Below are 25,532 nucleotides of genomic sequence, written 5' to 3' on the forward strand. Positions count from 1 at the left end.
CTCTCGACCGAACCGGAGTGACAACGACCATGTCTCGATCCGCATCCCCGCGCACCGCACTCACCCTCGTCGACGACGCTCGCGCCGCCCGACGGGGGATCGGGGCCTTCAACGTCGTGCTGCTCGAGCACGCCGAAGCGATCGTCTCCGGAGCCGAACGCGCCGACCGCGCCGTCATCCTCCAGATCAGCGAGAACGCGGTCGCCTACCACGGGTCGCTCGAGCCCATCGCCGCGGCGAGTCTCGCCGTCGCCCGCTCGGCCGCGGTTCCCGCGGTCGTGCACCTCGATCACGCCGAAGACGTCGAGCTGGTCTACGCGGCCGTCGAACTGGGTGTGCACAGCGTCATGTTCGACGGGTCACGACTCCCCTTCGCCGAGAACGTTCAGACGACGCGGCGGGTCGTGGACTTCTGCCACGCGCGGGGAGTGGTCGTCGAAGCAGAACTCGGTGAGGTCGGAGGCAAAGACGGCGTGCACGCCCCCGGCGCTCGGACCCTCCCGGCGGAGGCGGTGGCGTTCGTCGCCGACACCGGAGTCGATTCCCTCGCCGTCGCGGTGGGAACCTCACACGCGATGACCGACCGGGTCGCGACCGTCGACCGCGGGCTCATCGCCGACCTCGCCGCGGCCGTGCCGGTTCCCCTCGTGCTCCACGGGTCGTCGGGGCTCAGCGACGACGAACTCGTGGCGAGCGTGCGCTCAGGCATGACCAAGATCAACATCTCGACCCACCTCAACGGCCTCTTCACCGCTGCCGTGCGCGATGCTCTCGCAGCCGACACGGGAATGGTGGATGCACGCAAATACGTGCGGCCCGCGCGCGAGGCCATGGCGGCAGAGGTCGAGCGTCTGCTGCGCCTGCTCGCTCCGTGACCCCCGACACCGGTGTCGCCCCCGCTGTCGCCGTCGCCTCGCTCCGCTCCGCGATCCTGGCCGACGGTGCCACGGATGCGAGGGATGCCAGGGGCCCGAAGGATGCCGCGGCTCGCGTCGCCGCCGTCACCGCGGATCTCTGCATCCGCGACCTCCACGCGGTGTTCCTCGCAGCGAGAGCGGACGCGCTGCGGCGGCATCTCTCCCTCGGCATACCGCACCACGTGACCGACGCGACGCTCGCCGACATCCCGAGCAAGATCACTGCCTACGGCACCTCCGTCGACCGACCGTGGCTCGTCGGGTTGATGCGTGCCGACGTTCTGGGCATCGGCCGACTGCAGTTCGAACGCGTCGCGGCAGACGAGGGCCGCGGAATCCACATTCCCGAGGGCGGTCCGCTGACACCGGCCGACGTCGACGCGTCCCTGGCAGCGGCACGTGATCTGCTCGGTCACGCGCCGCTCGTCTGCACGTCGTGGGTGTTCGACCCGACGCTGCGTGCGCTGCCTCCGACGAGCAACATCCGGGGGTTCGTGGGTCGCTTCGACGTGGATGACGCGGTCGCCTCGGAGTCTGCCGACCACTCCGTGGCCCGGTTCGTGTTCCGACGGCCCCTCGCCGACGTGCTCGACCCGACGAGCGTCACCCCCGCGACGCGCGTCGAACGCATCGTCGCGGAGCACCTCCGCGGTGGCCTCCACTGGTCGGAGCCCCGGGCGACTCTGCGGCAGTGACCTGCTCGTCGACGCCGTGATCCCTCCTCCGGAATGACGGCTCGCTCTGTTAGCCTGAAACCCTGACCGGCTTCGTGGCCGGGGTGGTCGATAGGCGCTCTCGGTGCCGTCGGTCCGAGGCTGGAAACCTTCGGCATCCTGTTGCTCTCGGAGGTTTCCCGTGTCTGCACCCACTCGCACCACCAATCGCTGGCTCGCCCTCGCGGTTCTCTCGCTCACCCAACTCGTCGTCGTGCTCGACGGCACCATCGTCAACATCGCGCTGCCGCAAGCGCAGCTCGAGCTCGGCCTCAGTGACGTCGAGCGGCAGTGGGTCGTCACGGCGTACGCGCTCGCTTTCGGCGCGCTGCTACTGCTCGGCGGTCGCGTCGCCGACTACTGGGGCCGCAAGCGCACGTATCTCGTGGGCATGATCGGCTTCGGCGCGGCATCCGCGTTCGGCGGCTTCGCCCAGAGCGGCGGCGAACTGATCGTGGCTCGCGGCCTGCAGGGCATCTTTGCAGCGCTCCTCGCGCCCGCCGCCCTCGCACTGCTGACGGTGACGTTCCCGTCGGGCAAGGATCGCAACACCGCGTTCGCGGTATTCGGCACCATTGCGGGCACCGGTGCAGCCATCGGGCTGCTTCTCGGAGGCGCGCTCACCGAGTTCGCCGACTGGCGCTGGTGCCTGTGGGTCAACGTCGTGTTCGTCATCGTCGGTCTCATCGGCGGGCTGCTCTACCTCGCCGAGAGCAAGGCCGACGGCGACAACCGATACGACGTCGTCGGCGCGATCACCGTCACACTCGGCCTCGGATCACTCGTCTACGGCTTCAGCCTCGCCGAGAACGGGTGGGGCTCGGCGAACACCATCGGGTTCCTCGCCCTCGGCGCCGGGCTCCTCGTGCTCTTCGTCTGGATCGAGGCACGGGTGGCTCAGCCGCTCCTCCCCCTGCGCGTCGTGACGAACCGCGTGCGCGGCGGCGCCTTCCTCATCCAGGCCGTCGTGGGCGCCGTGATGATCGGGGCGATGCTCTACCTGACGTTCCACCTGCAGATCGTGCTCGGCATGGCGCCGTTCCAATCCGGGCTCGCGACCCTCCCGCTGACACTCTCGATCATGGTCACGGCGCCCTTCGCCACGAAGCTGCTCCCGGTGGTCGGACCCCGCCCGCTCCTGATCGGAGGCCCGCTTCTGGTCGCGGCGGCCCTCGTCTACCTCAGCTTCATCACCGCGGGCGGCGACTACTTCGTGCAGGTGCTTCCGGCGCTCATCCTCATGGGTTTCGGCATGGGTTTCGTGTTCGTGCCCCTGCAGAACCTGGCCCTCAGCGGGGTGGAGCCCCGCGACGCCGGAGCAGCGTCGGCGACAGCGAACTCCGCCCTGCAGATCGGTGGCTCGATCGGCCTGTCGATCTTCACCGCGATCTACGCGGCGACAGCCGGACCGACCGACGGCCTGCAGGGAGCACCCCTCTTCGAAGCCTTCGCGAGTGGATACTCCGCGGCGTTCCTCGCGGCCGCCGTGAGCATGGTCGTCGCCTCGATCATCGCGACCGCGCTCATCCGCGGGCCGAAAGACCGGTTGCTGCCACAGGGCGACGCGCCTGTCGCCGTGCACGCGGGCTGACGCTACCGGGCTGCTGACCGGCGCTCCCCACTGCGATCAGGGGGCGTCGGCCGTGCCGATCTCGATAAGGATGCCGGAGACGACGAGGAGGCACGCTGTGGCCGCCATCCCCAGCAGCGGCACCCACCAACTGAGCCGCCCCCGCCACCACCGGACGATCGACACCACGAGAGCGATGACGAAGAAGACGATGCCCCCTCCGAGCACGAGCTCGTTCGCGAGGGTTCCGAGAGCGTAGTCGCACGGGTCGTCATCGCCGTAACACGCGCCGTACGACATGCTCATGAGCGCTGACCCGAGCACCACGAGCCACGCGAACAGGCCCTGAAGCACGAGGAGGACGGCCGCCGCCGCCACGTCACCCCAGCGCGGTTCAGAAGGCGACCCGGGGTCGCCGTGGTGTGAAGAGACCACAGTTCACCTCTCGCATGCCCAATGCGACGCGCCCGTTGCGCGTCGGCCACCAGCATCACACGCGCGCGTCATCGATCCTCACCGTGACGAGGGGATTGCCTCGTCGCCGATGTGCGACTTCGACTACTGGTGCTATTCGCGTCGACTACTGAGAAATCACGCCGAGCGAATTCAGTAGATACCGCGCGCGGCTTCTGCCCTAGGTTCAAGAAGTCAGCGTGCTCAGGGGGGGACGCCGACACCGAGGAGTTCGGGGGACTCCGCCGTCGTCGTGACATTCGTGTTGCTGTGCTCGTGGTCGTCTGCCGATTCATTGACGAGCCAGAAACAGACCCGAGTTGCTAACCACGCTGCACCGCCACGTTCCGAGGCCCGACCGTTCGGTCGCGAGCCGCGGTTTCGGCGTGCTCGTGACCGTGACCGTCGCGTCGCTTCTCGCGGGCGTGTGGGGATGGGGCCTCGGCCCGACCGCAGCCGAAGCGGCCGCTCCCGCGTCATCTTCCGTGTCGTCGACCGCGTCATCGACCGCGCCGGCGTCGGACTCTTCGCCCGCCGCTACCGCCGAGAACCGAGTCGGCATCCTCGCCGCCGGAGTGCCGGAGGCGCCCCGCGAAGTGTGGGTCGAGACCTTCGAACAGGGGCTCGGCAACTCGGCGTCGGGAATCGCCACCTACGCGTCGAGTCGCTACACCGGCTCGACCGGATGGCGGAACGGCCCCAACTGCACGGGCGTCCTCGTGAACTTCGTGGCGCCCTATCCGAACGCGGCGTTCTGCCCGACCCAGACGTTCTTCCCCGTGCAATCGACCCTCGCCGCACGGGAGACTCGACGCATGGCCGATGTCCTCGGCCAAGTGGAGGCGGGAGTCGCCGGTTCGACCGCGGCGGGCTCCCCCGCGAACGGCTCCACGGCCGGAGCGTCGGGAACACAGGCCAATCACGCACTCACGAACGATCCCTACGCCGCAGTCGCGGGCGGAACGGTCGTCGCGCAATCCGCCGCTGGAATCGGCGTGAGCGCGCCCGCCTCGCGGTATTACGCCGTGAGGATGAACGCGGCCGGCGCGCAGTGCGGCACCAACAACGCGTCCCTCGCCCTCAACCTGGTGGCGGGCGGGGCGACGCTCCTGAACGGTTTCGCGACTCCCGTGGTGCCGTGTGCGGCGACCGGAAGCGTCTTCTACACGTCGCCTCCGCAGGCGGCGAACCTGCTCCGTGACCCGGCTCTCTCGGCCTCCGTTCGCGCGGCGACCTACACGGGCACGAACTCCGCGCTGCTCACGCCCGCTCAGGTCGCCGGCGCCCAGGTGCAGCTCCTCAACTCGGTGACGGGCGCGGGCAGCGCCTTCGGTGTCGACAACATCCGCGTGCTCGACGTGACGCCGGCCCTCGACGTCACGTTCGATGAGGCGACCGCGACCGTTCCCACGACTCTCACCTACACGATCACCAACTCGAGCGACCTCATCGCCAAGAACGACTGGGGCTTCTCCACGGCACTGCCGTCGGGACTCGTCGTCGCCCCGACCCCCGGCGTGGCGGGGTCGTGTGTCAACTTCGCGGGGGCAGCCTTCGCCGTGACCGCCGCGGCGGGGTCATCGGCGGTCACGGTGGCGGGTGGAGACCTCGCCGCGGGGTCCGCCTCGTGCACCGTCACGCTCGACGTCGTGGCCGCCGCTGCGGGCACCTACACGAGCGGAACGGTCACGGCGTCGGGCCTCGTCGTCTCGCCCCCCGCATCGGTCACGGTCGCGCCGGCCACGACCATCACGCTGCGCAAGAACCTCCCGGTGCGCACGGCTGCGGGCGACCAGTTCACCCTCTCGCTGCGATCGGGAACGACGGTGCTCGCGTCGGCCACGACGACCGGAACCGCGACGGGCATCCAGGCCGCGCAGATCAGTCGCTACGTCGTGCAGCCCGGCTCGGTCTACACGATCCATGAAGCGCAATCGGTCGGCGCGGGCCTCGGATACGCGAACGGCTACGAGTGCACGAGGGCAGACACGGTGATCGCCTCGGGCTCGGGAGCCTCCGGCTCGATCACCATTCCCAACGAGGTGGGTGCCGAGGTCGTGTGCACCTTCACCAACACCGCACAGGCCCCTCGCCTCTTCTGCGACACCAACCACTTCTACTCCCTGACCCTCGCGGGCGCACTCCAGCAGGGCGACATCGTCTCGGGGGCAACGGCGACGGTCGGCACCTGGCCTGTCACGTCGTCGGCGAACGCCCTCGGTATCGGCGCCGGGGGAACGATCGCCTACGCGGTCGATCGCGCAGCCAACGGAACCGGCGTCAACTCCATCCTCAAGATGACTCCGGACGGGGGCTTCCAGACGATCGCGAACAGCTCATACGCGACCGTCGCGAACGGCGGCCCCATCTCGGGCAGTATCGTCGCCGGCGCGGTCGACCTCGCGGGCGGACGCTACCTCTTCGGCAGCTTCATCGACTCGCGCTTCTACGTCTGGAGCTTCACCGAGGCGAACCCCGTCGCGTCACGCTTCGCCTTCGTCGGCTCGTTCGCCACGGGAGCCGCGCCCAACGGCAACGGCGACATGGCGTTCGACGCTCGGGGCAACCTCTACGTCGTCGGCGCGGGCACGGTCAACGGGGTGAGCGGTGCGGCGATCTACACGGTCACGGCCGAGACGCTCGCCGCGGCATCCGGCGGCACCCTCGCAGTGAACACGTCGATCGCGAGGGCGATCACGGGAACGGATGTGGCGTTCGCCAACGTCAACGGAATCGCGTTCTCCCCGCGGGGGACCGTCTATCTCGCGAACGCCGGAAGCGCCTACGAGTTCGACGCGACCACGTGGACCCGGGTGAGCGGCACTCCCCGCGTGCTCGTCGACTCCGTCGACCTCGCGGGGTGCTCGTCGCCCGCGACGGTCACCCTGCAGAAGAACGTGGTCGGCCGTCAGGTCGCCGCGGACCAGTTCCAGCTCACGGCATCGGTCGGATCGCCCGCGACACCGATCGCCACCGCGACGACGACCGGGGCCGCTCCCGGAAGACAGGCGGCGCAAGTCGGCCCCTTCCCCGTTCCGATCGGGACCACCGTGACGATCTCCGAGGCGATGGCGGCGGGCTCCACGTCGCCCATCAGTGTGTACACGACGATCTACGAGTGCTGGGCCGACGGAGTGCGATTGAGCACGGGCACGACGACGACCGGAACCGTCACCCTGCCCAACAGGCTCAGCGTCAACGTCAACTGCACCTACTTCAACTCGCCTCGACCGGCGTCGACGGTGCGGATCACGAAGACCATCCAAGAGTTCTCGGGGCTCACGCGACCCGGCGCGGACTGGACGGTGGGCACGTCGGCGACCGCGACCGTCGGCACGGCGACGGTGCTCCCGAGTGAGGCGCCGAGACAGCAGACGAACGCCGCGGGCCAGGCCACCTGGTCGGTGCTCTTCGGATCCGAAGCGGCACGCGCGACCGTCACGGTCTCGGAGGTGCAGCAGACGGGCTTCGCTTTCGTGAGCGGCTCGTGCACGGTCAACGGCACCGCCCGTGCGGTCACCTTCACGCAATCGGGCACCCTCGTGAGCGCGAGCCTCACCGGCATCGCATCGGCGTCGGCGGTCGAGTGCACTTTCGTGAACCGGCCGACGAGCTCGCTCACCCTCGTCAAGAGTGTGGCCTTCGGCTCCGCTCTGCCCTCGGACTGGACGCTCACGGCGACCGGTCCGACCGGGGCCCTCCCCGGACCGTCGGGCCGATCCGGAACCGCCGCGGCGTCCGGCGTGCCGGTGACGCCCGGCGCGACCTACCGACTCTCGGAGTCCGGCGGCCCGCTCACCTACGTGCAGACCGGGTCGTGGCAGTGCCGCACCGCCACGGGCGGCACCGTCGCCGTGTCGGCTGCCGGAGACATCACCCCGCCCGCGGGGGCCACGGTGACCTGCACGGTCACGAACTCCACGGCCTCCATCACGCTCGTGAAGCAGGTGGTGCAGCCGCGCACCGGATTCCAGGTGTCGGACTGGCGCCTCACCGCGACCCCCGGGCCCGTCTCGGGAGGAACGCTCCCGACCGAGAACCGGATCGGGGCGGAGTACTCCGCATCGGGCAACCCGTCGAACACCTTCGAGGTGCGGCCCGGGCACAACTACACGCTCACGGAGGCCGCGACGGATCCGACCCGTCTGATCGCCTACCAAGAACTGCGTCTCGAGCGCCTGACCGGGTCGACGTGGACCACGGTCACCTCGCGGACCATCACCGCTCCCGCGGCGGGACAGACGGCGGTCTACCGCTTCGTCAATGCCCCCGTGGCGCCCACGACACTGCCCCTCACCGGCGGTGCGAGTGCCGACGCGTATCTCATCGGGGGTGGAGTGGTGCTCACCGCAGCACTCGGCCTCGTCTGGTGGCACTCGCGTCGAAGGATGCGAGGCGCCTTCCGGTGACACGCACCCGCCTCTTCATAACGACTTTCCATAACCACAAATTGATCAGCACTTCCTCATCACAACCAAGGAGAAAAACCATGTCCAGCACCATCATTCGGCGGGTCTCCGCTGCAGTCGGCGTTCTCGCGCTGAGTGCTGCGGCGGCGTTCGTCGCCATCGCACCGGCACAGGCGGTGACCCTGCCGGGTAACATCAACCCGGCGATCGACCGCACTCTCACCATCCACAAGTTCGCACTCGGCCCCGAGAACGGTCAGCAGATCGGAACCGGTCAGGAGATCTCCGTTCCGGGCACCCCGCTCGCGGGCGCGACCTTCACCGCGGCGCTCGTTCAGGGTGTCGACCTCACGACGCCGGAGGGGTGGACCCAGGTCTCGAACCTGACCCCGCAGAGCGCGGCGACGCGAGTCACTCTCGACGACACCTACACGGCGACCACCGGGACCGACGGAGTGGCCGAATTCGAAGACGGCGCCTCACTGCCGATCGGTCTCTACCTCGTGACGGAAACCGTGCTGCCCGAGGGTGCCACGAACCCGGCGGCGCCCTTCCTCGTGACTCTGCCGTTCCCCACGGGCCCGACGGGCGCGCCCGCGAACCAGTGGATCTACGACGTCCACGTCTACCCCAAGAACGCGGTCACCGACCTCACGAAGACGCGCGTGCCGGCACTGCCGAACACCGTCGAGGCACGGAACCCCGACCTCATCCGCTGGGCGATCACGTCGGACATTCCTACACTCGCGGCAGGAGACACCCTAAGCACGTTCTCGCTCACCGATGCACTGCCTGATGAGCTGGAATACCTGCCGACCGGACCGGCCGGAGTCGCCCCCACGAGCGTCACCGTGCGCAACGCCGCCAATCTGCCGCAGTCGTTCGTCGACGGCACCGATTACACGCTCGCGTATGACGCGGACTCTCAGAACGTGACGGTCACCTTCACCCCGGCGGGCCTCACGCGCTTGACAGGGTTGCAGGGAGGCGAGGTCACGCTCACCGTGCTCAGCCGCGCGCTGACGATCCCATCCAACGGCATCATCACGAACTCGGCGACGAGCATCGTGAACGACGCGACCGAGACGGTCACCGGCAGCACGCCGATCGGTCAGCTCACCGTGTTCGCCTACCAGGGCCAGGGGGCCAACCGCACGCCACTCGCCGGTGCGGTCTACCAGGTCTTCCTCAACCAGAACGATGCGACACTCGGCCAGAACCCCGTGTCGATCGACGGCATCCAGAACTGGACGACGGGCGCCGACGGCTACGTGGAGATCCCGATCATCACGCCCGGCAACTACTACGTCCGCGAGATCACTCCGCCCGCGGGATTCCAGTTGCCTCTGCCCGCACAGGTGCAGACCCAGGTCGTGGCCGGCCCGAGCTCGGTCGTCGACCCGGTGCAGAACTACGTGCAGTTCGCGCACGACCAGGTTCCGGCCTTCGCTCTGCCCCTCACAGGTGGAGACGGAGCGCTGTGGTTCAGCCTCGGTGGCGGAGCGCTCCTCGCGCTCGCCCTCGGTTCGGCGATGGTCGCGTCGCGTCGCCGCGCAGCCCTGGCACACGAGGCTGCGTGATCGAGCACCGTGCTTGAGGTGAAGGCGGGGCGCCCCCCGGGTGCTCCGCCTTCGCCCGTGGTGTCGAGGCGAGACATCCGACGGCGATCGCGCTGGCGGTTGTCGGTCGTCGCCCTCGCGATCGCGACGCTCATCCTCGCGGGGGTGGGGCTCTTGCTCTACCCCGCGATCGCGGCGTGGTTCAGTTCGGTCGAGCAGTCCCGCGAGATCGACAGCCTCACCGAGGGCATCACCGACCTCGGCGCCGAGACCCTGCGCGAGCGCGTCGCCGAGGCTCACGACTACAACCAGAACCTCAGCGGCGCGGGTGCGGCCGTCGCCGCCAACGAGCGGCTCCCCCTCGCCAACGATCCCCAGGGGGAGGATGAGGAGCAGTACGGATCCCTGCTCCGCGGAGACAGCGAGGGCCTCATGGCCCGCGTGAAGATCCCGGCGATCGGCGTCGACCTGCCGATCTACCACGGCACGAGCGAGGCAGTGCTCGAGCGAGGTGTTGGCCACCTCGAGGGCACCGCGCTTCCCGTCGGCGGGCCGTCGACCCACTCCGTGCTCACCGCGCACCGAGGGCTCGCGACATCCGAACTCTTCAGCAACCTCGATCGAGTCGACGTCGGGGACACCTTCACGGTCGAGGTCTTCGGAGAGGTGCTCGCCTACCAGGTGCGGGAGACCCTCGTCGTCGAACCCGAAGACACCGAGAGCCTGCTCGTGCAGCCGGGCAAAGACCTCATGACCCTCGTCACGTGCACGCCCCTCGGAATCAACAGCCACCGCATCCTCGTCACGGCCGAACGCATTCGGCCGACCCCGCAGGCCGACCTCGACGCGGCGGGCGACTCGCCCGATGTCCCCGGCTTTCCGTGGTGGATGTTCGGCGCCGGAGGGGCCATCCTCGTCGCGGGCACCTACGTCTGGATCTCCGGCCGACCACCGCGCGTGACGCCGACAGCGGCAACGGAGCCCGCGGAGCCCATCCTCTCTACACGCTCGCCCGAATCGCTTCCACCGGCGTGACCCGGAATCCGCTCCGTGTCGGCGCGACCGAGGCGAGAGTGGTCACGACGACCGTCGCGACCACGATGAGAAGAAGGGGCACAGGCGGAACAGCCGGCCACACGAAGGTGGACACCGGGCTCGTGTCGGTGATGTCGACGCGAACACTGCCGAGCAGCGACTGCGCCCCCGCCCACCCGTAGAACGTGCCGAGGGCGAGGCCCGAGACGACGCCGGCGGCCGTCACGTGCAGCGCCTCCCACGAGATCATGCGCGAGACCCCTCGCGCGCTGAGCCCGAGGGTGCGCAGCAAGCCGAGCTCGGCGCGTCGTTCGGCGACGCTCAGGGCCAGGAGGTTGGCGACCCCCACCCCCGCTACGATGCCGGTCACCGCCACGAGACTCACCATCGTGATGGTGAACGTGTCGAGGGTCGCGGCCATCTCCGGGGGGAGGGTGCCCCCTCCGGTCGCGGTGAGCACGGCCCGCGTCGACTCCGCCCCCACGACGAACATCGTCACGAGGGTCACCCCGATCGTGATGCCCACGGCGGCGCGCGAGGAGCGCTCGGGGTAGCGCCGATAGTTCTGCACAGCCAGTCTCCCCGGTGCGGATGCGCCCGCGGTCGCTCCCGCGAGACGAAGCAGCGGGGGCATCACGAGCGGTGCGGCGAGCGCGATGCCGACGAACGAGACGAGGCCGCCGAAGAACGCGAGGACGACGCCGACGGGCGAGCTGAGACCGACGACGATTCCGCCGGCGATGCCGAGAGACCCGATGACGAGGAGCGCGATGGCGACCGCGTGTCGTCCGCGGCGGGCGGAGATCTGCTCGGTCGACGCCTCGACCGAGCCGCCGAGCGCCTGCATGGGCGACACCGTGAGAACGCGGCGCGACCCGATGTGGGCAGCCGCCCACGTCGTCAGCACGACAGCCACCGGGGGCGCGAGAAGCGAGACGTCGAGCCATCGGAGTTCGACGGCGGGCAGTCCGACGAGCCGCGGGAGCAGGCTCACGGCAGCCGCCGCGACAGCGGCTCCGACGACGGCGCCCACCGCGCCTCCCAGCGCTCCGACACGCAGGCCCAGCATCGACACGACCGAGCGCTGGCGTCGCGCACTCGACCCGAGCACCCTCTGGAGGGCGATCTCGCGGGCTCTCCCCGCGACGATCGCGGAGAAGGTGTTCGTCGTGACGATTCCCGCGGAGAACATCGCGACCCCGATGAGAAGCGACGACAGAATGCTCGTGACCATCGCGAGGGTCTGCGTGCCGCCGACGTAGGGGTCTGCCGCGAGAAGCGCACCGATGTACTGGGTCGCGACGAGCAGCACCACTCCGTAGCCGCTCGAGATCGCGGCGACGAGGATGCTCGGGATCACCCCTCTCTCCCGCCACCACGCTGCGGCGTTCCGCGCGGTCATGACGGGGACTGCTCGGTCTCGTCGGGATGCGCGGGGGTCCACCCGAGCCATCCGGTGGGCGTCTGGCCGACCGTCCACTCCCCGCACGCGAACACGGTGTCCATCGCGAACACGTCGGGGGCGTCGTCGACGCTCATGGTGGGCGATGACTGGCGCGGAACCTCCGCGCACAGCTCGGGGTCGAGCTCGAGGCCGCTCGACAGAAGGATCGTCGCGTCGGCCGCCCTCGTCGATTGCGCGACGCGGATATCGGTGGCATCACGGGGCACCCAGGGTGCGTCGCCGTCCCACTCCGCGTTCAGGGCAGGCGCGTCGGCGTACTCCGACGAGGCCTCCCGGTAGACGACCTCATTGAAGGCCGAGCATCCGGAGAGCGTGAGAACGACGGGCACGGTGAGAACGAGGCTGGCGAGGGCGATTCGATTGGATTTCATATCTCCATGGTGGATTCCGGGAGCCCGGGAAGCATCCGCCGGCAGGGTGGCGGGCGTCGCCCGTGAGGATGACGTGGGAGAGACGAAAAAAGACCCCGCGGATGATCTCGCGGGGTCTTGTCTCGGTGGTGTGCCCGGAGGGAGGTGAGCCCTGAAGCGCGACTGAAGGCGAAGGGCGACCTGCACGAGAAGCCCGGACGTTCGGTCACTCGCGACCACCGGGGTGCGTTCAGGCTGTGCCTGATGGCTTACGGGCGTGGAGGCTTGTTATCCCGTGGTTTATGCGACCTTCTAGATCGGCATCCGTTTGATCTCATGGCGCCGACCCGATGTTGGGTGGTCGTCTACATTCGTTGCGGCCAGCGCTCCCAGAAGTCGGAGCTTGTCGTGACTCGACGTTCCGGCGACGGCCTGGTAGACGATGAGCTGCTGTCCGGGTGAGCCGCGAACGTCGAACGCGTTGAACCCGAGAACCAGATCACCAACGGCCCGATGATGGAAGGCCTTCGCCTCGCTGGTCTTGCCACGCACACTGTGCCGACCCCACAGCAGGCGGAATTCCGCGCTGGCTGCATGCATCTCTGCGACCAGCGCGGCGGCGTTCTCATGGCTTCTCGGGTGGCCGAAGGCGAGTCGAAGATTCGCCACGCAGGCCTCGGAGGCCCGCGCCCAGTCCGCGAAGAAATCCCGACCGGCGGGATCGGTGAACGTCATCCGCACGATGTTGTCCACACGCGCGAAGTCGGAGTACAGGGCTGCAGCGATGTCGTTGTGGGCGAGGATGTCGAGCTGCCTGTTGATGATCAGCGCGGGAGTGTGGGCCCAGGATGCCAGGAGGCCCCACAGGGATGGGTCTAGGGAGTCGCGCACGGGCTGACGCTCGGCGGGGGCCAGATCGGCCAGTCGGAAGACGTGTTCGCTGAGGTCCGCGTCGAGATTTAATGCGCCGGCAATGGCGTTCAACACCGAGGGCGACGGATTCCGCTCCCTGCCCTGCTCGAGGCGCGCGTAGTAGTCGACGCTCACTCCCGCAAGCATCGCGACCTCCTCGCGGCGGAGGCCCGACACTCGCCGCCCGGGGCGAGAGGTCAGCCCGACATCGTCGGGCGTGACGTGTCCCCGCCGCGACGCAAGAAAGATGCCCAGTTCGGTGCTGCCCATTCTTCGACCGTAGCTGCCCAATTGGTCACAAGACAGGGCGCAGTGCACCCCGGCATATCGCGGCCTGTTCCCGGATCCGCTGCGCGGCGACGCTGGATGATGCCGGCGAACCCGCCGACGTGGACCTTGCAGTTTGGACGCCTCATGACCTCCCCATTCACCCCGGAGCTTCTCCGGGCCATCACCCATCAGCACACTGACCGACAGCAACCGCTCCTGTTCGGCGATGCCCGAATCGTCACGGGAGACTCCCTCATCGGTGACTTCGCCCGGGCAGACGTGCTGCTCGGCGGATCGCGGGTTGTCGGAATCGGGCCCGGTCTTCTCAGCGCGGCGGACGATGATGGCGCGATCGTGATCGACTGCGACGGTTACGTCCTCGTGCCCGCCGCGATCGACGCGGCACAGCGGGCGGGACTCCGGGACGACGGTTTTCGTAGCCCCTTCGCGATCGCGCCCGGTAACCCCGCCACATTCGCGCTCATCCCCGCGCTTTCTGACGAGACCAGCGCCGACACCGCACTGCGTCTACTTGATGCGCAGTGCCCTGTGCCGGTTCTCGTGGTCGACGGTGTCGTCACCCGCTGGGACGGCTCGGCCGTTGGCGGATCCGTTGAGGGAACGAACGCCCGCGACGCCGAGATCGATCCGCAGCGGCTCGGCACATGGATCGACGAGAACGACTTCGTGCACCAGCACCTGACCGGCGATGGCCGGTATGACGAGACTCGAGGTGGGCGCGAGCATGCCTACCAGGGCGACTTCTGGATCACGGGCACTCGGATCGATTACCGCGACGACCTCGGCTTCTGGGCCTTCGGAGAGTTCGTCGATGGCGTCCTGCAGCACGCGGGCTACACCTTCCGTCGCGCCACCGCCCCCACATCCCCCGCGAAGGAAGGACACTGACGTGCCCACCACCCACCACCACACCCTCGACGACGTCACCCAGGCGCACCTGCACGCTCGCCCCATCCTGTTGTCGGGCGGAGCCGTCGTCACGATGGATCCGGACGTGCCCGATATGGACTCCGGCGACGTGCTCATCATCGGGACCCGGATAGTCGCTGTCGGTGCCGATCTGCGTTCCGACCGCGAACACGGAGCTGTCGCAGCATCCGCCCTAGTCATCGACACACGAGGTTCCATCGTGAGCCCGGGCTTCGTCGACACTCACCGGCACGCATGGGAAAGCCAACTGCGTCGCAGCATCCCCGATGTGAATGACCTCGGTGACTATGTCACGTCCACACTCGCGGGCATCGCCCCGAGCTACACACCACACGACATGTACGTCGGCACACGCCTCGCGGCGCTCACCGCGCTGGACTCCGGCATCACCAGCATGCTGGACTTCTCGCACAACTCTCGTACTACAGCGCACTCGGATGCGGCCATCTCTGCCCTCATCGACACCGGAATCCGCGGCATTCACGCGTCAATGGGCCCGCACTTCGGGGAATGGGATCACCAGTGGCCGGCCGACCTGGAACGGATGGTCGATGCGTTCCAGGGCGCGAACGACGGGCTGGTGAGCGTTCGTCTGGCTGCGCTGTCGACCGACGAGATTGCGGGCCCGGCGATTGCCTACGGCCCCGGTCTCGCCGCCCTCGCCCGTGACCTCGGGATATGGACGAGCATCGACGCGGTTTTCGGCGTCCCCTCGTCGGAGGCGATCGTGCGCTGGGCGGAAGAGGGCATCCTCGACCCCACCCTGACCCTCGTCCACTCCACCGGTCTCACGCCTGATGCGTGGGCAGCGATGGGTCATGCTGGCGTATCGGTGTCGCTCGCCCCCACATCCGATGCCCAGATTGGCCTCGAAACCGCGATTCCCGCGGTCGACGAGGCGCTCGCAGCCGGAATCCGCCCCGCCCTCAGCATCGACGTGGAAGTTGCCCTGGCCAGCGACATGTTCACCCAGATGAGAACCCTGCACGCGATCCAACGCATGCGCGCCACGAACGGCGCGTATGGCAGCACTCGCCTGCCGAGCCGCATCACCACCCGGGATGTGCTCGACTTCGCGACGCTTCAGGGCGCGAAGGCCAACGCCCTCGACCATGTAACCGGGTCGGTGACCCCGGGCAAGGACGCGGACATCCTCATCGTGCGCGCCGACGACATCAACAACATGCCCCTCAACGACGCGGTCGGCACGCTCGTGCTGGGAACCGACCCGCGAAACATCGACACCGTTCTCGTCGCGGGAAACCCCCGCAAGTGGGGTGGAGCGCTGGTCGGTGACGACATCGACGAGCTCCGCGACGTCGTCATACGGTCTCGTGACGACATCACCCGCCGGGCGGCCGGGCAGTGAACCCCTTCGCCGGACTCTGGGTCACCGCCGACGGAAATATCCGGCAACGGCTGCTACCCGATGGCCGCTACTCCGAGGCGCGCGGCAGCCGGGAAGCCGCGTACACCGGCGATTACCGGGTCGAGGGCACGATGATCTACTACCGCGACGACACTGGCTTCTCGGCCGACGGGGAGTTTCGCGACGATGTGCTGTTCCATGCGGGGATGGTGATGTTCCGCCAGTCACCTCGAACCCAGGGCGGCGAGGACGACATCGTCGACCACTGAGACGAAGAACGCCCGCTCGACGGGGGCTGGGTGGGTGTGCAGGCGGTGTGTGCTCATGGCCGGTATCACCTCGGCCAGAGTGGGGATGCTGGCGACGAACGCCGGGGCAACCTCCCCGGTGTCAATCGCGCGGAACAGTAGGCGCCGGTAGACCTCGACATAGGGTTCGGTGATCCCGGATCGAATGACGCCGGCAAGCCGCTCCGACGTGCGCGTGGCCGAGGCGAGCCCGGCGAAGATCGCCAACCGCCTGTCCGGCCCGCCGAGCCACGGAGAATCGACAACCGCCAGGAGGTTCGATCGGAGAGAACCGAGATCCGGGAGAGCTTCGACTTCGGGGGGTTGCCCGGCAGAACGGATAGCGGCTAGGACGAGTTCTTCCTTCGTCGGCCATCTCCGGTACAGCGTCGTCTTGGCCCTGCCTGTACGAGCGGCGACCTCATCCACGGTGAGACGTTCGTAGTCACGTTCCGCCAGCAGCTCGAGAGCACTCGCCAGGATCGAGGTGTCTCCGGAGTGGTCGAATGGTCGGCCGCTCCCTCGACCTTGAGCGTCGGGTCGAGCTGTGCTGGGTGTCTTCACCTCACGAGAGTATGTCATCTCCCGCTATTACGATACGACTCAGTAGCGTAATGTGCTGCACGTGCCGCACGGCACCCGTCGACAGGAGAAGAAGTGGACATCACAGACTCAGTGGTTGTGATCACGGGAGCGTCATCCGGTATCGGAGCCGCCACCGCACGAGCCGCATCGCGGGCGGGGGCACGTGTTGTCCTCGCTGCCCGACGAGAGGACCGCATCTCGGCGCTGGCGAGTGAGCTGGACCGGGCCGTCGCAGTGCGATGCGACGTCACCGACCAGGTACAGGTTCAATCGCTCGTGCGCGCGACTCTCGACGCCTTCGAACGCATCGACGTGCTCGTGAACAATGCTGGCCAAGGCCTGCAGGCCATGACGGAACAGGTGGCGCTGGATGACTTTCGCGCATTGCTCGAACTGAATCTCGTTGCGCCGCTCGCAATGATGCAAGCCGTGCTCCCGGCGATGCGGCACCAGCACTCCGGGAGAATTATCAACGTCAGCTCAGGGACGACCTTCGCGGACATCCCCGGCACCGGCGCGTACGTCGCCACCAAGATCGCTCTCGAACGCCTTTCGGCGATCAGTCGCCGTGAGCTCGACGGGTCAGGAATCACCGTGTCCACCCTGATCCCCTTCGCCACTAGTACTGAGTTCCTCGCCTCCATCCGGGCGGGTCGAGCCGACGCCGAGGAGATGACAGCGGGCGCCGACTTCGACTCACCGGAACAGGTTGCGGACGCGATCCTCCGCCTGATCAGGACCGGCGAAGCCCGCATGGACCTGGTGCCCGCAGAGTACGGCGGCACCCGGTAGGCAGTCATCCAACGACGCTTACCGCACGGTCCCTGCGGCTCGACATACTCGCGGCCGGCACAGCAGGCTTCCAGCGGCTCCACTGCTCATGAATGAGGAGCAAGCAAAAACACGTGTGGGGCTTCCGTGGGACTCGACCCATTCGAACAACGAAAAACCCCGTGAACACGAAGTTCACGGGGTCATCTCGTCGTGCGCCCGGAGGGATTTGAACCCCCGGCCTATTGATCCGTAGTCAATTGCTCTATCCGCTGAGCTACGGGCGCATCCTTCGGCCCGAAAGCCGACTTAGAGACTATACCAGCGCGCGGGCGTGCCACTCGCACGCTCCCGCTGATGAGCTCTGCCAGGGTCGAACGCCGAAAGTGCGCGTACTGTGACGGAACGGAGTGCCCCAATTCGGGGGCGTTGCGCGCTCGCTCACCACCGATGACACTCGAAAGACGAATGGATGCACGGGCCACGGGGGGTGGCCGCAGTCCCGTTCCCCGGCCATAGGAACGCAGCATGAATGCCCGACCCACACTCACCGATATCGAACTGCCTCGCGGCGAAGGCGCTGCGGTGCTCTTCTGGAACCCCGACGGCCAGCACCGCATCGAAGCGCTGTCAGCGACGCGCTGGCGCGTGGCCGATGTCGAACACAAAGTGACGGTGACCGTCGCCGAAGTCGTGGAGCAGGACGGCGCGTTCTATCTCGCCACGAAACGTGGTCTCACCGCGAGGAACACCGACTGGCGCAGGCTCGTCTGCAACTGCATCAACTAGCGGCGGTCGAGCGCCTGAAGTCAGGGACCTCGAGTGATTCGGTGATCGACAGCGGAGTGTCTTGTGCGGAGACGGTGGGATTTGAACCCACGGAGCCCTTAGAGGGCTCTCCACCTTAGCAGGGTGGTGCACTAGGCCGAACTATGCGACGTCTCCCAGTTGCTCGAACCATCATAGCCGCCTCGCGCTCGACACCAGTTCACGGAACATCTCGTCCCGGCGACCAGCCGATGGCGGAGGGCGTGGGATTCGAACCCACGAATGCTTTCACATCACCAGTTTTCAAGACTGGCTCCATCGGCCGCTCGGACAGCCCTCCAGATTTCCTGCGGGGCGAGCTTAGCCGATGATCACTCGATCGCCTCAGAGACTCGAGAGCACGAGCGCGACCCCGTCGTCGAGGTCGGTCGACGTGGAACCGTTGGCGACCGCTCGCACATCGTCGGGGGCCTGACCCATCGCGATACCGCGGCCGTGCTCCGACGCCCACGCGAGCATGTCGATGTCGTTGCGACCGTCGCCGATCGCGATCACGCGCGAGCGGTCGATCGCGAGCTCGGTGCGCACCCGTTCCATCGCCGTCGCCTTGTTGACGCCGTCGGGAGCGATGTCGAGCCACGCGGTCCACCCGACCGTGTAACTCACGCGGTGGAGGCCCATGTTGTCCACGATCGACAAAAACTCCTCGACGTCGTGTTCGGGCGAGATCACGACGACCCTCGTGGCCTGGTGACGCAGCAGTTCGTCGAACTCCACTTGCACGCTCGAGGCACCCAGGGTCGAGTCGGGAAAGCGGCCGGCGTAGCGGTAGAGCCCGTCGTCGTCTTCGACCGCGTAGCTCGCGTTCTCGAGACTCGCGCGCACCGTCGTGAGCACGCGAGAGGGATCGAAGGTCTCGACGTGGTGCCGCGAATAGCCCGTCGGCGCGTCGGGATCGCGCGCGAGGGTGATCGCCCCGTTCGAGCACACGACGAACTGCGGAGAGATGTCGAGCCTCTCGAGCACGGGGGTCGTCATCGACACCGACCGCCCCGTCGAGAGCATGATCTCGTGACCGAGGTCACGCATACGGTGAACCTGCTCGATCACGGCGGGCGTGATCTCGCCGCTCTCGAGCATGACCGTTCCGTCGATGTCGAGGGCGATGAGCAACCGCTCGTCGGGCGCCACGGTCATGCGGTGGGCTCGATCACGTCGAGGCCGCCGAGGTACGGGCGCAACGCCTCAGGCACGACGACCGACCCGTCTTCGCGCTGGTGGGTCTCGAGCAGGGCGACGAGCCAGCGCGTCGTCGCGAGGGTGCCGTTGAGCGTCGCGACGGGCGCCGTCTTGCCCGACTCGGTGCGATACCGGATGTCGAGCCGACGCGCCTGATACGTCGTGCAATTGCTCGTGCTCGTGAGCTCGCGATAGCTGCCCTGCGTGGGGATCCACGCTTCAACGTCGTATTTGCGCGCCGCACTCGACCCGAGGTCGCCCGCCGCGGTGTCGATCACGCGGTAGCTGAGACCGAGATCCTGCAGCATCCCCTCCTGGAAGGCGAGGAGTCTCTCGTGCTCGGCCTCGGCGTTCTCGGGAAGCACGTAGGCGAACATCTCGAGCTTGTTGAACTGGTGCACCCGGATGATCCCCCGAGTGTCTTTGCCGCCCGACCCCGCTTCACGGCGGTAGCACGTCGACCAGCCCGCGTAGCGCAGAGGGCCGGCACCGAGGTCGAGGATCTCGTCGGCGTGGAAACCCGCGAGGGCGACCTCGCTCGTGCCGGTGAGGTAGAGGTCGTCGGCGGGCAAGTGGTAGACCTCGTCGGCGTGCTCGCCGAGGAACCCCGTGCCCCGCATGATCTCGGGCTTCACGAGCGTGGGGGTGATGAGGGGGATGAACCCGCCGGCGAGTGCGCGATCGAGACCCATGTTCATGAGGGCGATCTCGAGTCGCGCACCGATTCCGGTGAGGAATGAGAAGCGAGCGCCCGACACCTTGGCTCCGCGAGCCATGTCGATCGCCCCGAGGCGTTCGCCGAGGTCGAGATGGTCGCGGGGTTCGAACGAGAACGACGGCACCTCGCCGACGGTCTTGATGAGCGCGAAGTCCTCTTCGCCCCCCGACGGAACGCCGTCGATGATGGGGTTGGCGATGCTCCCGACGATCGCCGCGAAGTCGGACTCGGCTTCGGTCGCGGCCTGACTCGCGCCCTTCACCTCGGCGGCGAGCGCTTGCGCTTGCGCGACGAGCGCGGCCTTCTCTGCCTTCGGTGCGGCGGCCACGGTCTTGCCGAACGCGTTCTGCTGGGCGCGGAGAGTCTCGAACGAACTGATCGCCGCGCGGCGGGCGGCGTCGGCGGCGAGGGCCGAGTCGACGAGGTCGATCGAGTCACCCCGAGCCGCTTGTGAGGCACGCACGACATCGGGATTCTCGCGGAGAAGCTGCGGGTCGATCACGCCATCCACCTTACTTCGCGGGTGGCATACGATTTACGCGTGTCCCGCCATGAGAACGACTCGTCTCACCCCGCCGAGCCGGCCCGCACGGCGGCCGCCGAAGCGACTCGAGCGAGCGACTCGCGATCGACCCGCATCGCCGCCGAGAAGGCCGCGAAGAAGACCGAGGCTCACGCGGATGCTCCCGCGAGCGTCGACAAGCGCGCCGCCGTGGTCTACAACCCGATCAAGGTCAACATCGCGAAGCTTCGGGCGTCGGTGGCGGCCGCGGAGAAGACCGCCGGGTGGCAGAGCACCGTGTGGTTCGAGACATCCGTCGAGGACCCCGGCGAGCACGTGACACGCGAGGCCCTCGAGCACGACGTCGACGTCGTCATGGCGGCGGGAGGCGACGGCACCGTGCGTTCTGTCGCCGAAGCGCTGCGTGGAACCCGGATTCCGCTCGGCCTCCTCCCCTCGGGAACCGGAAACCTCCTCGCACGCAACCTGCACTTGACTCTCGACGACCTCGACAAGTCGGTCAGCACGGCGTTCACGGGTCGCGACCGCCCGATCGACCTCGGTGTCGTCGAGGTGCAGCGGCCCGACGAGAGCCGCGAGCGCTTCATCTTCCTCGTGATGGCGGGGCTCGGCCTCGACGCCCAGATGATCGCCAACACCGACCCCGAACTCAAGAAGAGGGTGGGGTGGATCGCCTACGTCGACGCGATCCGCAAGTCGCTCAAAGGCAACAACCGCCTCAACATCCGCTACAACCTCGACGGCCAGGGAAACCGCACCGTGCGCGTGCACACGGTGCTCATCGGCAATTGCGGGTCGCTCCCGGGCAACATCCTCCTGCTGCCCGACGCCGCGGTCGACGACGGCGAGTTCGACATCGTCGCGCTGCGCCCCGAAGGCTTCTTCGGATGGGTGCAGATCTGGGTCAAGATCGTGTGGGAGAACGGCGTGCTGCGGCGCAGCCAGGTGGGGCGCAAGATCATGAGCCTCACGAAAGAGGTGCGCACCCTGCGCTACCTCAAGGGCAAAGACCTCGTCGTGCGTCTGGGTCGCGCCGAGGAGTTCGAGCTCGACGGCGACGCGTTCGGCGAGCTCGTGGCGCTCAAAGCGAGCGTCGACCCCCTCGCCCTGCTCGTCAAAGTGCCCGCCGACTCCTGAGCGGCGGTCAGCTCGCGCTCGGCTCCCCCGCGATGAGGCCGCGCAACCAGTCGCGCGCCTCGACGAAGGCTGCGTCACCGTAGCGCTCCGTGACCTCGATCTCGGCCTTGTCGGCCCGAGGGTACGACCCGAGGAAGATGACGCTCGGACTGAACCTCTTGAGGCCGAGCAGGGCGTCGGCCACGCGCTCGTCGAGGATGTGCCCGTCGAGGTCGATCACGAACCGGTAGCGCCCGAGAGCATCGCCGATCGGGCGCGACTCGAGGAGGCTCATATTGACCCCGCGGGTCGCGAACTGCTCGAGCATCTCGAGCAGGGCGCCCGCGCGGTCATCCGGGAGCTCCGCGATGATGCTCGTCTTGTCGGCCCCCGTCGACGGCGGCGTCGACACGGTGCGGCTCACGAGCACGAAGCGCGTGACGGCGTGCGGATTGTCTCCGATGTTCTCGGCGAGCACGACGAGATCGTGGTGCTTCGTGATCGTCGGAGGCGCGATCGCTGCGTCGGCGAGATCGGAGTCGAAGAGCGACGACGCCGCCGCGACGTTGGAGGTCGCGGGGATGTGGCCGTGCGTCGGGAGGGTCGCGTCGAGCCACAGGTGGCACTGCGCGTAGGCGACGGGGTGCGCGTTGACGACCGTGACGTCGTCGAGCGTCGTGCCCGGCCGGGCGACGAGCACGAAGTTGACCGGCACAAGGTATTCGCCGATGATGCGCAGATCGGGGATGCGGGCGAGGGCGTCCTGGGTCGCCGACACCCCGCCCTCGACGGAGTTCTCGATCGCGATCATCGCGGCGACGCTGCGGCCCGACACGACGTCGTCGAGAGCCTCGCCCACGTTGTTGACCGAACGCCACGGCTTGCCCGCCGCCTCCGGAACCTGCGCGAGAGCCGCCTCGGTGAAGGTGCCCGCGGGGCCCAGATAGCTGTAGGTCGCGGAAGACTGCTGATCACGCTCGGGCATGAGGGGAGCCTAACGGCCCCGTGAATGGAAGACTGGGCACATGAACGCTCGCGCGGGCCAGAAGGCTCAAGAATCCGACCTCATCGACGTGCACGCACTCGTCGAGGCTTACTACCGACTGGTTCCGGATGTCGACAACCCCGACCAGAAGGTCGTGTTCGGCACCTCGGGCCACCGCGGCTCCTCACTCGACAGCGCCTTCAACGAGACGCACATCGCCGCCATCACGCAAGCGATCGTCGAGTACCGCGCCGAGCAGGGCGTCACCGGGCCCCTCTTCATCGGGCGCGACACCCACGCCCTCTCCCGCCCCGCCGAGACGACGGCACTCGAAGTGCTCGAAGCGAACGGCGTGCACGCGCTCGTCGACGAGTTCGACGACTTCGTGCCCACCCCGGCGCTGAGCCACGCGATCATCGCCTACAACCTCGCGCACCCGGGCGAGCCTCAGGCCGACGGCATCGTCGTGACCCCGAGCCACAACCCGCCGCGCGACGGCGGGTTCAAGTACAACCCCCCGCACGGTGGTCCCGCAGACAGCGACTCGACCGGATGGATCGCCGCGCGCGCCAACGACCTCATCGCCGCGGGCAGCGTCGACGTGAAGCGAGCGGAGCCGAGCGCCGTCGACACCTACGACTACCGCGGCCGCTACGTCGACGACCTCGCCACGATCATCGACTTCGACGCGATCCGCTCGGCGGGCGTGCGCATCGGCGCCGACCCCCTCGGCGGCGCGAGCGTGCACTACTGGCAGCTCATCGCCGAGAAGTACGACATCGACCTCACCGTCGTCAACGGGCTCGTCGACCCGACGTGGGCGTTCATGACCCTCGACTGGGACGGCAAGATCCGCATGGATCCGTCGTCGGCGTCGGCGATGGCATCCGTTCTCGAGCACAAAGACGATTTCGATGTGCTCACGGGCAACGACGCCGACGCCGACCGGCACGGGATCGTCACCCCCGACGGCGGCCTCATGAACCCCAACCACTTTCTCGCGGTCGCGATCGAATACCTCTACACGCATCGCCCGCAGTGGAGAGCGGATGCCGCGATCGGCAAGACCCTCGTATCGAGCTCGATGATCGACCGCGTCGCCGAATCGCTCGAGCGCACCCTCACCGAGGTTCCCGTGGGCTTCAAGTGGTTCGTCTCCGGGCTCGTCGACGGCACGGTCGCGTTCGGCGGCGAAGAGTCCGCGGGCGCGAGCTTCCTGCGCCACGACGGCTCGACGTGGACGACCGACAAAGACGGCATCATCCTCGCCCTGCTCGCGAGCGAGATCATCGCGGTCACGGGCAAGACGCCGTCGCAGCTCTACGCCGACCTCACCGAGAGGTTCGGTTCACCGGCGTACGAGCGCATCGACGCCGTCGCAACCAAAGAGCAGAAGGCGCGCCTCGCAAAGCTCGACGGCGCCGCCATCACCGCCACGGAACTCGCGGGCGAACCGATCGTCGCGCGCTTGAGCGAGGCACCAGGCAACGGCGCGGCGATCGGCGGCGTGAAAGTCGTGACTGAGAACGCGTGGTTCGCGGCCCGGCCGAGCGGCACCGAAGACGTCTACAAGATCTACGCCGAGTCGTTCCGCGGAGCCGAGCACCTCGCGCTCGTGCAGGCGGAGGCGAAGGCGATCGTCGACGCGGCGCTCGAGGGCTGAGCGGGCGCGGTGACCGCGGGGTCTGTGCTGACTGCCGGCGCTACTCCGGCGCGTAGTCGGGTGCGGCGGGCAGGCCGAAGAACTCCTCGAGCGTCGTGACGCGGGTGTCACGCATCTCGGTCGCGAGGTCGACGCCGACGTAGCGGTAGTGCCACGGCTCGAACACGTAGCCCGTCACGGCACGCTTGTCGGCGGGGTAGCGCAAGTGGAAACCGAACCGCCACGCGTTCTGGGCGAGCCAGGCGCCCTCGGGGGTGTCGGCGAAGCACGCCTGGATCGAGCACACTCCGGAGGCCGCCATGATGTCGGCACTCAGCCCGGTCTGGTGCTCGCTGTAGCCGGGGCGCGCACTCTGCGCGCGGGCCTGCTCGACCCCGAGTTGCGCGACGAGCCTGTCGTGCACGCTCGTCTGCGTCGCGAACGAGCGGTAGGCGTTCTGCACCTGCAGAGCGCCGACCCCCTCGGCGGTCGCGGCGGCGAACATCCGCTCGAGCGCTGTCGCGGCTTCGGCGCGCAGGTCGGCGTTCGCCTGAAAGGGCACCGCGGCGCTCGTGAGATCGGGTGGCACGAAGTCGATCGGGTCGAGCGGCCGGAGCTTGTTGCTCACGACCCAGATGCTGTTCGGGTCGTCGAGAGAGAACGCGTCACCGTCGAAGGCGGGCTCGTCGGGCGTCGGCTCGGGGGTGGGCGACGGTGTCGGGCTGGGTGTCGGACTGGGCGAGGGGCTCGCGGATGGCGGCGCCGACGCGTCGGGCACCGGCACGAGTTCGAGGGGCTCCCGATCCGTCGCGCACCCCGTGAGCACGAGGGCCGCGACCGCGAGCGTCGCGGCCGCGCGCAGGACGGCCGGGCGAGTGGCGGCCGGGCGCGTGGCGGTTCGAGGGGTGGCGGGTCGGAACACCTG

22 protein-coding genes and 3 tRNA genes are annotated in these 25,532 nt (G+C 68.2%); 13 read left to right on the forward strand and 12 right to left on the reverse strand.

Going from position 1 to position 25,532, the window contains the following annotated elements:
- Nucleotides 1–29: 29 nt before the first annotated feature.
- The 3 genes from ACLHIH_RS09125 to ACLHIH_RS09135 all read left to right on the forward strand — a co-directional run bounded on the left by ACLHIH_RS09125 (nt 30) and on the right by ACLHIH_RS09135 (nt 3,221).
- A complete protein-coding gene (locus ACLHIH_RS09125) occupies nt 30–875 on the forward strand; it encodes a class II fructose-bisphosphate aldolase (RefSeq protein WP_411316481.1) in 846 nt (281 codons plus the stop codon).
- Nucleotides 872–1,612 (forward strand): hypothetical protein, encoded by a 741-nt coding sequence (locus ACLHIH_RS09130; protein WP_411316482.1) that lies wholly within the window; start codon nt 872–874, stop codon nt 1,610–1,612. The genes ACLHIH_RS09125 and ACLHIH_RS09130 overlap by 4 nt, the downstream gene beginning before the upstream one ends.
- Nucleotides 1,613–1,772: 160 nt before the next feature.
- Nucleotides 1,773–3,221 (forward strand): MFS transporter, encoded by a 1,449-nt coding sequence (locus tag ACLHIH_RS09135; protein WP_411316483.1) that lies wholly within the window; start codon nt 1,773–1,775, stop codon nt 3,219–3,221.
- 36 nt (nt 3,222–3,257) lie between these two features.
- On the opposite strand, the gene ACLHIH_RS09140 is transcribed toward ACLHIH_RS09135, so the two are convergent.
- On the reverse strand, nt 3,258–3,635 hold the full coding sequence (locus tag ACLHIH_RS09140; RefSeq protein ID WP_411316484.1) for a hypothetical protein: 378 nt from the start codon (nt 3,633–3,635) through the stop codon (nt 3,258–3,260).
- A gap of 338 nt (nt 3,636–3,973) precedes the next feature.
- Here ACLHIH_RS09140 and ACLHIH_RS09145 point away from each other — a divergent pair, with 338 nt between their 5' ends.
- The 3 genes from ACLHIH_RS09145 to ACLHIH_RS09155 all read left to right on the forward strand — a co-directional run bounded on the left by ACLHIH_RS09145 (nt 3,974) and on the right by ACLHIH_RS09155 (nt 10,656).
- Nucleotides 3,974–8,062 (forward strand): hypothetical protein, encoded by a 4,089-nt coding sequence (locus ACLHIH_RS09145; RefSeq protein WP_411316485.1) that lies wholly within the window; start codon nt 3,974–3,976, stop codon nt 8,060–8,062.
- Between the two features lie 80 nt (nt 8,063–8,142).
- Complete coding sequence (locus ACLHIH_RS09150; protein WP_411316486.1) at nt 8,143–9,642, forward strand: SpaH/EbpB family LPXTG-anchored major pilin; 1,500 nt, start codon at nt 8,143–8,145, stop codon at nt 9,640–9,642.
- 57 nt (nt 9,643–9,699) lie between these two features.
- A complete protein-coding gene (locus ACLHIH_RS09155) occupies nt 9,700–10,656 on the forward strand; it encodes a class C sortase (protein WP_411316487.1) in 957 nt (318 codons plus the stop codon).
- On the opposite strand, the gene ACLHIH_RS09160 is transcribed toward ACLHIH_RS09155, so the two are convergent.
- From ACLHIH_RS09160 to ACLHIH_RS09170, 3 genes are all read right to left on the reverse strand, one after another.
- The gene (locus ACLHIH_RS09160) at nt 10,622–12,058 is read right to left on the reverse strand and encodes an FtsX-like permease family protein (RefSeq protein ID WP_411316488.1); all 1,437 of its coding nucleotides are present in this window, start codon (nt 12,056–12,058) and stop codon (nt 10,622–10,624) included. The genes ACLHIH_RS09155 and ACLHIH_RS09160 overlap by 35 nt on opposite strands.
- Nucleotides 12,055–12,492, reverse strand: coding sequence for a hypothetical protein (locus tag ACLHIH_RS09165; protein WP_411316489.1), 438 nt, complete (start codon nt 12,490–12,492; stop codon nt 12,055–12,057). The genes ACLHIH_RS09160 and ACLHIH_RS09165 overlap by 4 nt, the downstream gene beginning before the upstream one ends.
- Before the next feature lie 291 nt (nt 12,493–12,783).
- Nucleotides 12,784–13,653, reverse strand: coding sequence for a helix-turn-helix domain-containing protein (locus ACLHIH_RS09170; RefSeq protein ID WP_411316490.1), 870 nt, complete (start codon nt 13,651–13,653; stop codon nt 12,784–12,786).
- A gap of 144 nt (nt 13,654–13,797) precedes the next feature.
- On the opposite strand from ACLHIH_RS09170, the gene ACLHIH_RS09175 reads away from it, so the two are divergent.
- From ACLHIH_RS09175 to ACLHIH_RS09185, 3 genes are all read left to right on the forward strand, one after another.
- A complete protein-coding gene (locus ACLHIH_RS09175) occupies nt 13,798–14,562 on the forward strand; it encodes an Atu4866 domain-containing protein (protein ID WP_411316491.1) in 765 nt (254 codons plus the stop codon).
- A 94-nt stretch (nt 14,563–14,656) separates the two neighbouring features.
- Complete coding sequence (locus tag ACLHIH_RS09180) at nt 14,657–15,973, forward strand: amidohydrolase family protein (protein ID WP_411316492.1); 1,317 nt, start codon at nt 14,657–14,659, stop codon at nt 15,971–15,973.
- Nucleotides 15,970–16,242, forward strand: a complete 273-nt coding sequence (locus ACLHIH_RS09185) for an Atu4866 domain-containing protein (RefSeq protein ID WP_411316494.1) — start codon at nt 15,970–15,972, stop codon at nt 16,240–16,242. Before ACLHIH_RS09180 ends, ACLHIH_RS09185 begins: the two co-directional genes overlap by 4 nt.
- Here the strand turns inward: ACLHIH_RS09185 and ACLHIH_RS09190 are convergent.
- The gene (locus ACLHIH_RS09190; RefSeq protein WP_411316495.1) at nt 16,198–16,842 is read right to left on the reverse strand and encodes a TetR/AcrR family transcriptional regulator; all 645 of its coding nucleotides are present in this window, start codon (nt 16,840–16,842) and stop codon (nt 16,198–16,200) included. The two genes, ACLHIH_RS09185 and ACLHIH_RS09190, sit on opposite strands and share 45 nt — an antisense overlap.
- A 75-nt stretch (nt 16,843–16,917) precedes the next feature.
- Between ACLHIH_RS09190 and ACLHIH_RS09195 the strand changes: the two genes are divergently transcribed.
- Nucleotides 16,918–17,637 carry an SDR family oxidoreductase gene (locus ACLHIH_RS09195; RefSeq protein ID WP_411316496.1) on the forward strand — a complete coding sequence of 240 codons (720 nt, stop codon included), beginning with the start codon at nt 16,918–16,920 and terminating at the stop codon, nt 17,635–17,637.
- 193 nt (nt 17,638–17,830) lie between these two features.
- Here the strand turns inward: ACLHIH_RS09195 and ACLHIH_RS09200 are convergent.
- Nucleotides 17,831–17,903: transfer RNA gene (locus tag ACLHIH_RS09200), tRNA-Arg, on the reverse strand.
- A 241-nt stretch (nt 17,904–18,144) separates the two neighbouring features.
- Between ACLHIH_RS09200 and ACLHIH_RS09205 the strand changes: the two genes are divergently transcribed.
- Nucleotides 18,145–18,405: a hypothetical protein gene (locus tag ACLHIH_RS09205; RefSeq protein WP_411316497.1), complete on the forward strand. Its 261-nt coding sequence runs from the start codon at nt 18,145–18,147 to the stop codon at nt 18,403–18,405.
- 66 nt (nt 18,406–18,471) lie between these two features.
- Here ACLHIH_RS09205 and ACLHIH_RS09210 read toward each other — a convergent pair.
- From ACLHIH_RS09210 to serS, 4 genes are all read right to left on the reverse strand, one after another.
- Nucleotides 18,472–18,561: transfer RNA gene (locus ACLHIH_RS09210), tRNA-Ser, on the reverse strand.
- Between the two features lie 75 nt (nt 18,562–18,636).
- Nucleotides 18,637–18,724: transfer RNA gene (locus ACLHIH_RS09215), tRNA-Ser, on the reverse strand.
- A gap of 44 nt (nt 18,725–18,768) precedes the next feature.
- On the reverse strand, nt 18,769–19,581 hold the full coding sequence (locus tag ACLHIH_RS09220) for an HAD family hydrolase (protein ID WP_411316498.1): 813 nt from the start codon (nt 19,579–19,581) through the stop codon (nt 18,769–18,771).
- Nucleotides 19,578–20,843, reverse strand: coding sequence for a serine--tRNA ligase (gene serS, locus ACLHIH_RS09225; protein WP_411316499.1), 1,266 nt, complete (start codon nt 20,841–20,843; stop codon nt 19,578–19,580). Before serS ends, ACLHIH_RS09220 begins: the two co-directional genes overlap by 4 nt.
- A 39-nt stretch (nt 20,844–20,882) precedes the next feature.
- On the opposite strand from serS, the gene ACLHIH_RS09230 reads away from it, so the two are divergent.
- Nucleotides 20,883–22,001: a diacylglycerol/lipid kinase family protein gene (locus ACLHIH_RS09230; RefSeq protein ID WP_411316500.1), complete on the forward strand. Its 1,119-nt coding sequence runs from the start codon at nt 20,883–20,885 to the stop codon at nt 21,999–22,001.
- A gap of 7 nt (nt 22,002–22,008) precedes the next feature.
- Here ACLHIH_RS09230 and pheA read toward each other — a convergent pair whose 3' ends face one another.
- Entirely contained in the window at nt 22,009–22,965 is a 957-nt protein-coding gene (gene pheA / locus ACLHIH_RS09235; RefSeq protein WP_411316501.1) for a prephenate dehydratase, read from the reverse strand.
- A 40-nt stretch (nt 22,966–23,005) separates the two neighbouring features.
- Here pheA and pgm point away from each other — a divergent pair, with 40 nt between their 5' ends.
- Nucleotides 23,006–24,628 (forward strand): phosphoglucomutase (alpha-D-glucose-1,6-bisphosphate-dependent), encoded by a 1,623-nt coding sequence (pgm, locus tag ACLHIH_RS09240; protein WP_411316502.1) that lies wholly within the window; start codon nt 23,006–23,008, stop codon nt 24,626–24,628.
- A 40-nt stretch (nt 24,629–24,668) separates the two neighbouring features.
- Here the strand turns inward: pgm and ACLHIH_RS09245 are convergent, their stop codons facing one another.
- Nucleotides 24,669–25,529, reverse strand: coding sequence for a D-alanyl-D-alanine carboxypeptidase family protein (locus ACLHIH_RS09245; RefSeq protein WP_411316503.1), 861 nt, complete (start codon nt 25,527–25,529; stop codon nt 24,669–24,671).
- Between the last annotated feature and the right edge of the window lie 3 nt (nt 25,530–25,532).

Origin of the sequence: Marisediminicola sp. LYQ134 (assembly GCF_046599635.1) — a bacterium.
Classification (GTDB): Bacteria; Actinomycetota; Actinomycetes; order Actinomycetales; family Microbacteriaceae; genus Marisediminicola.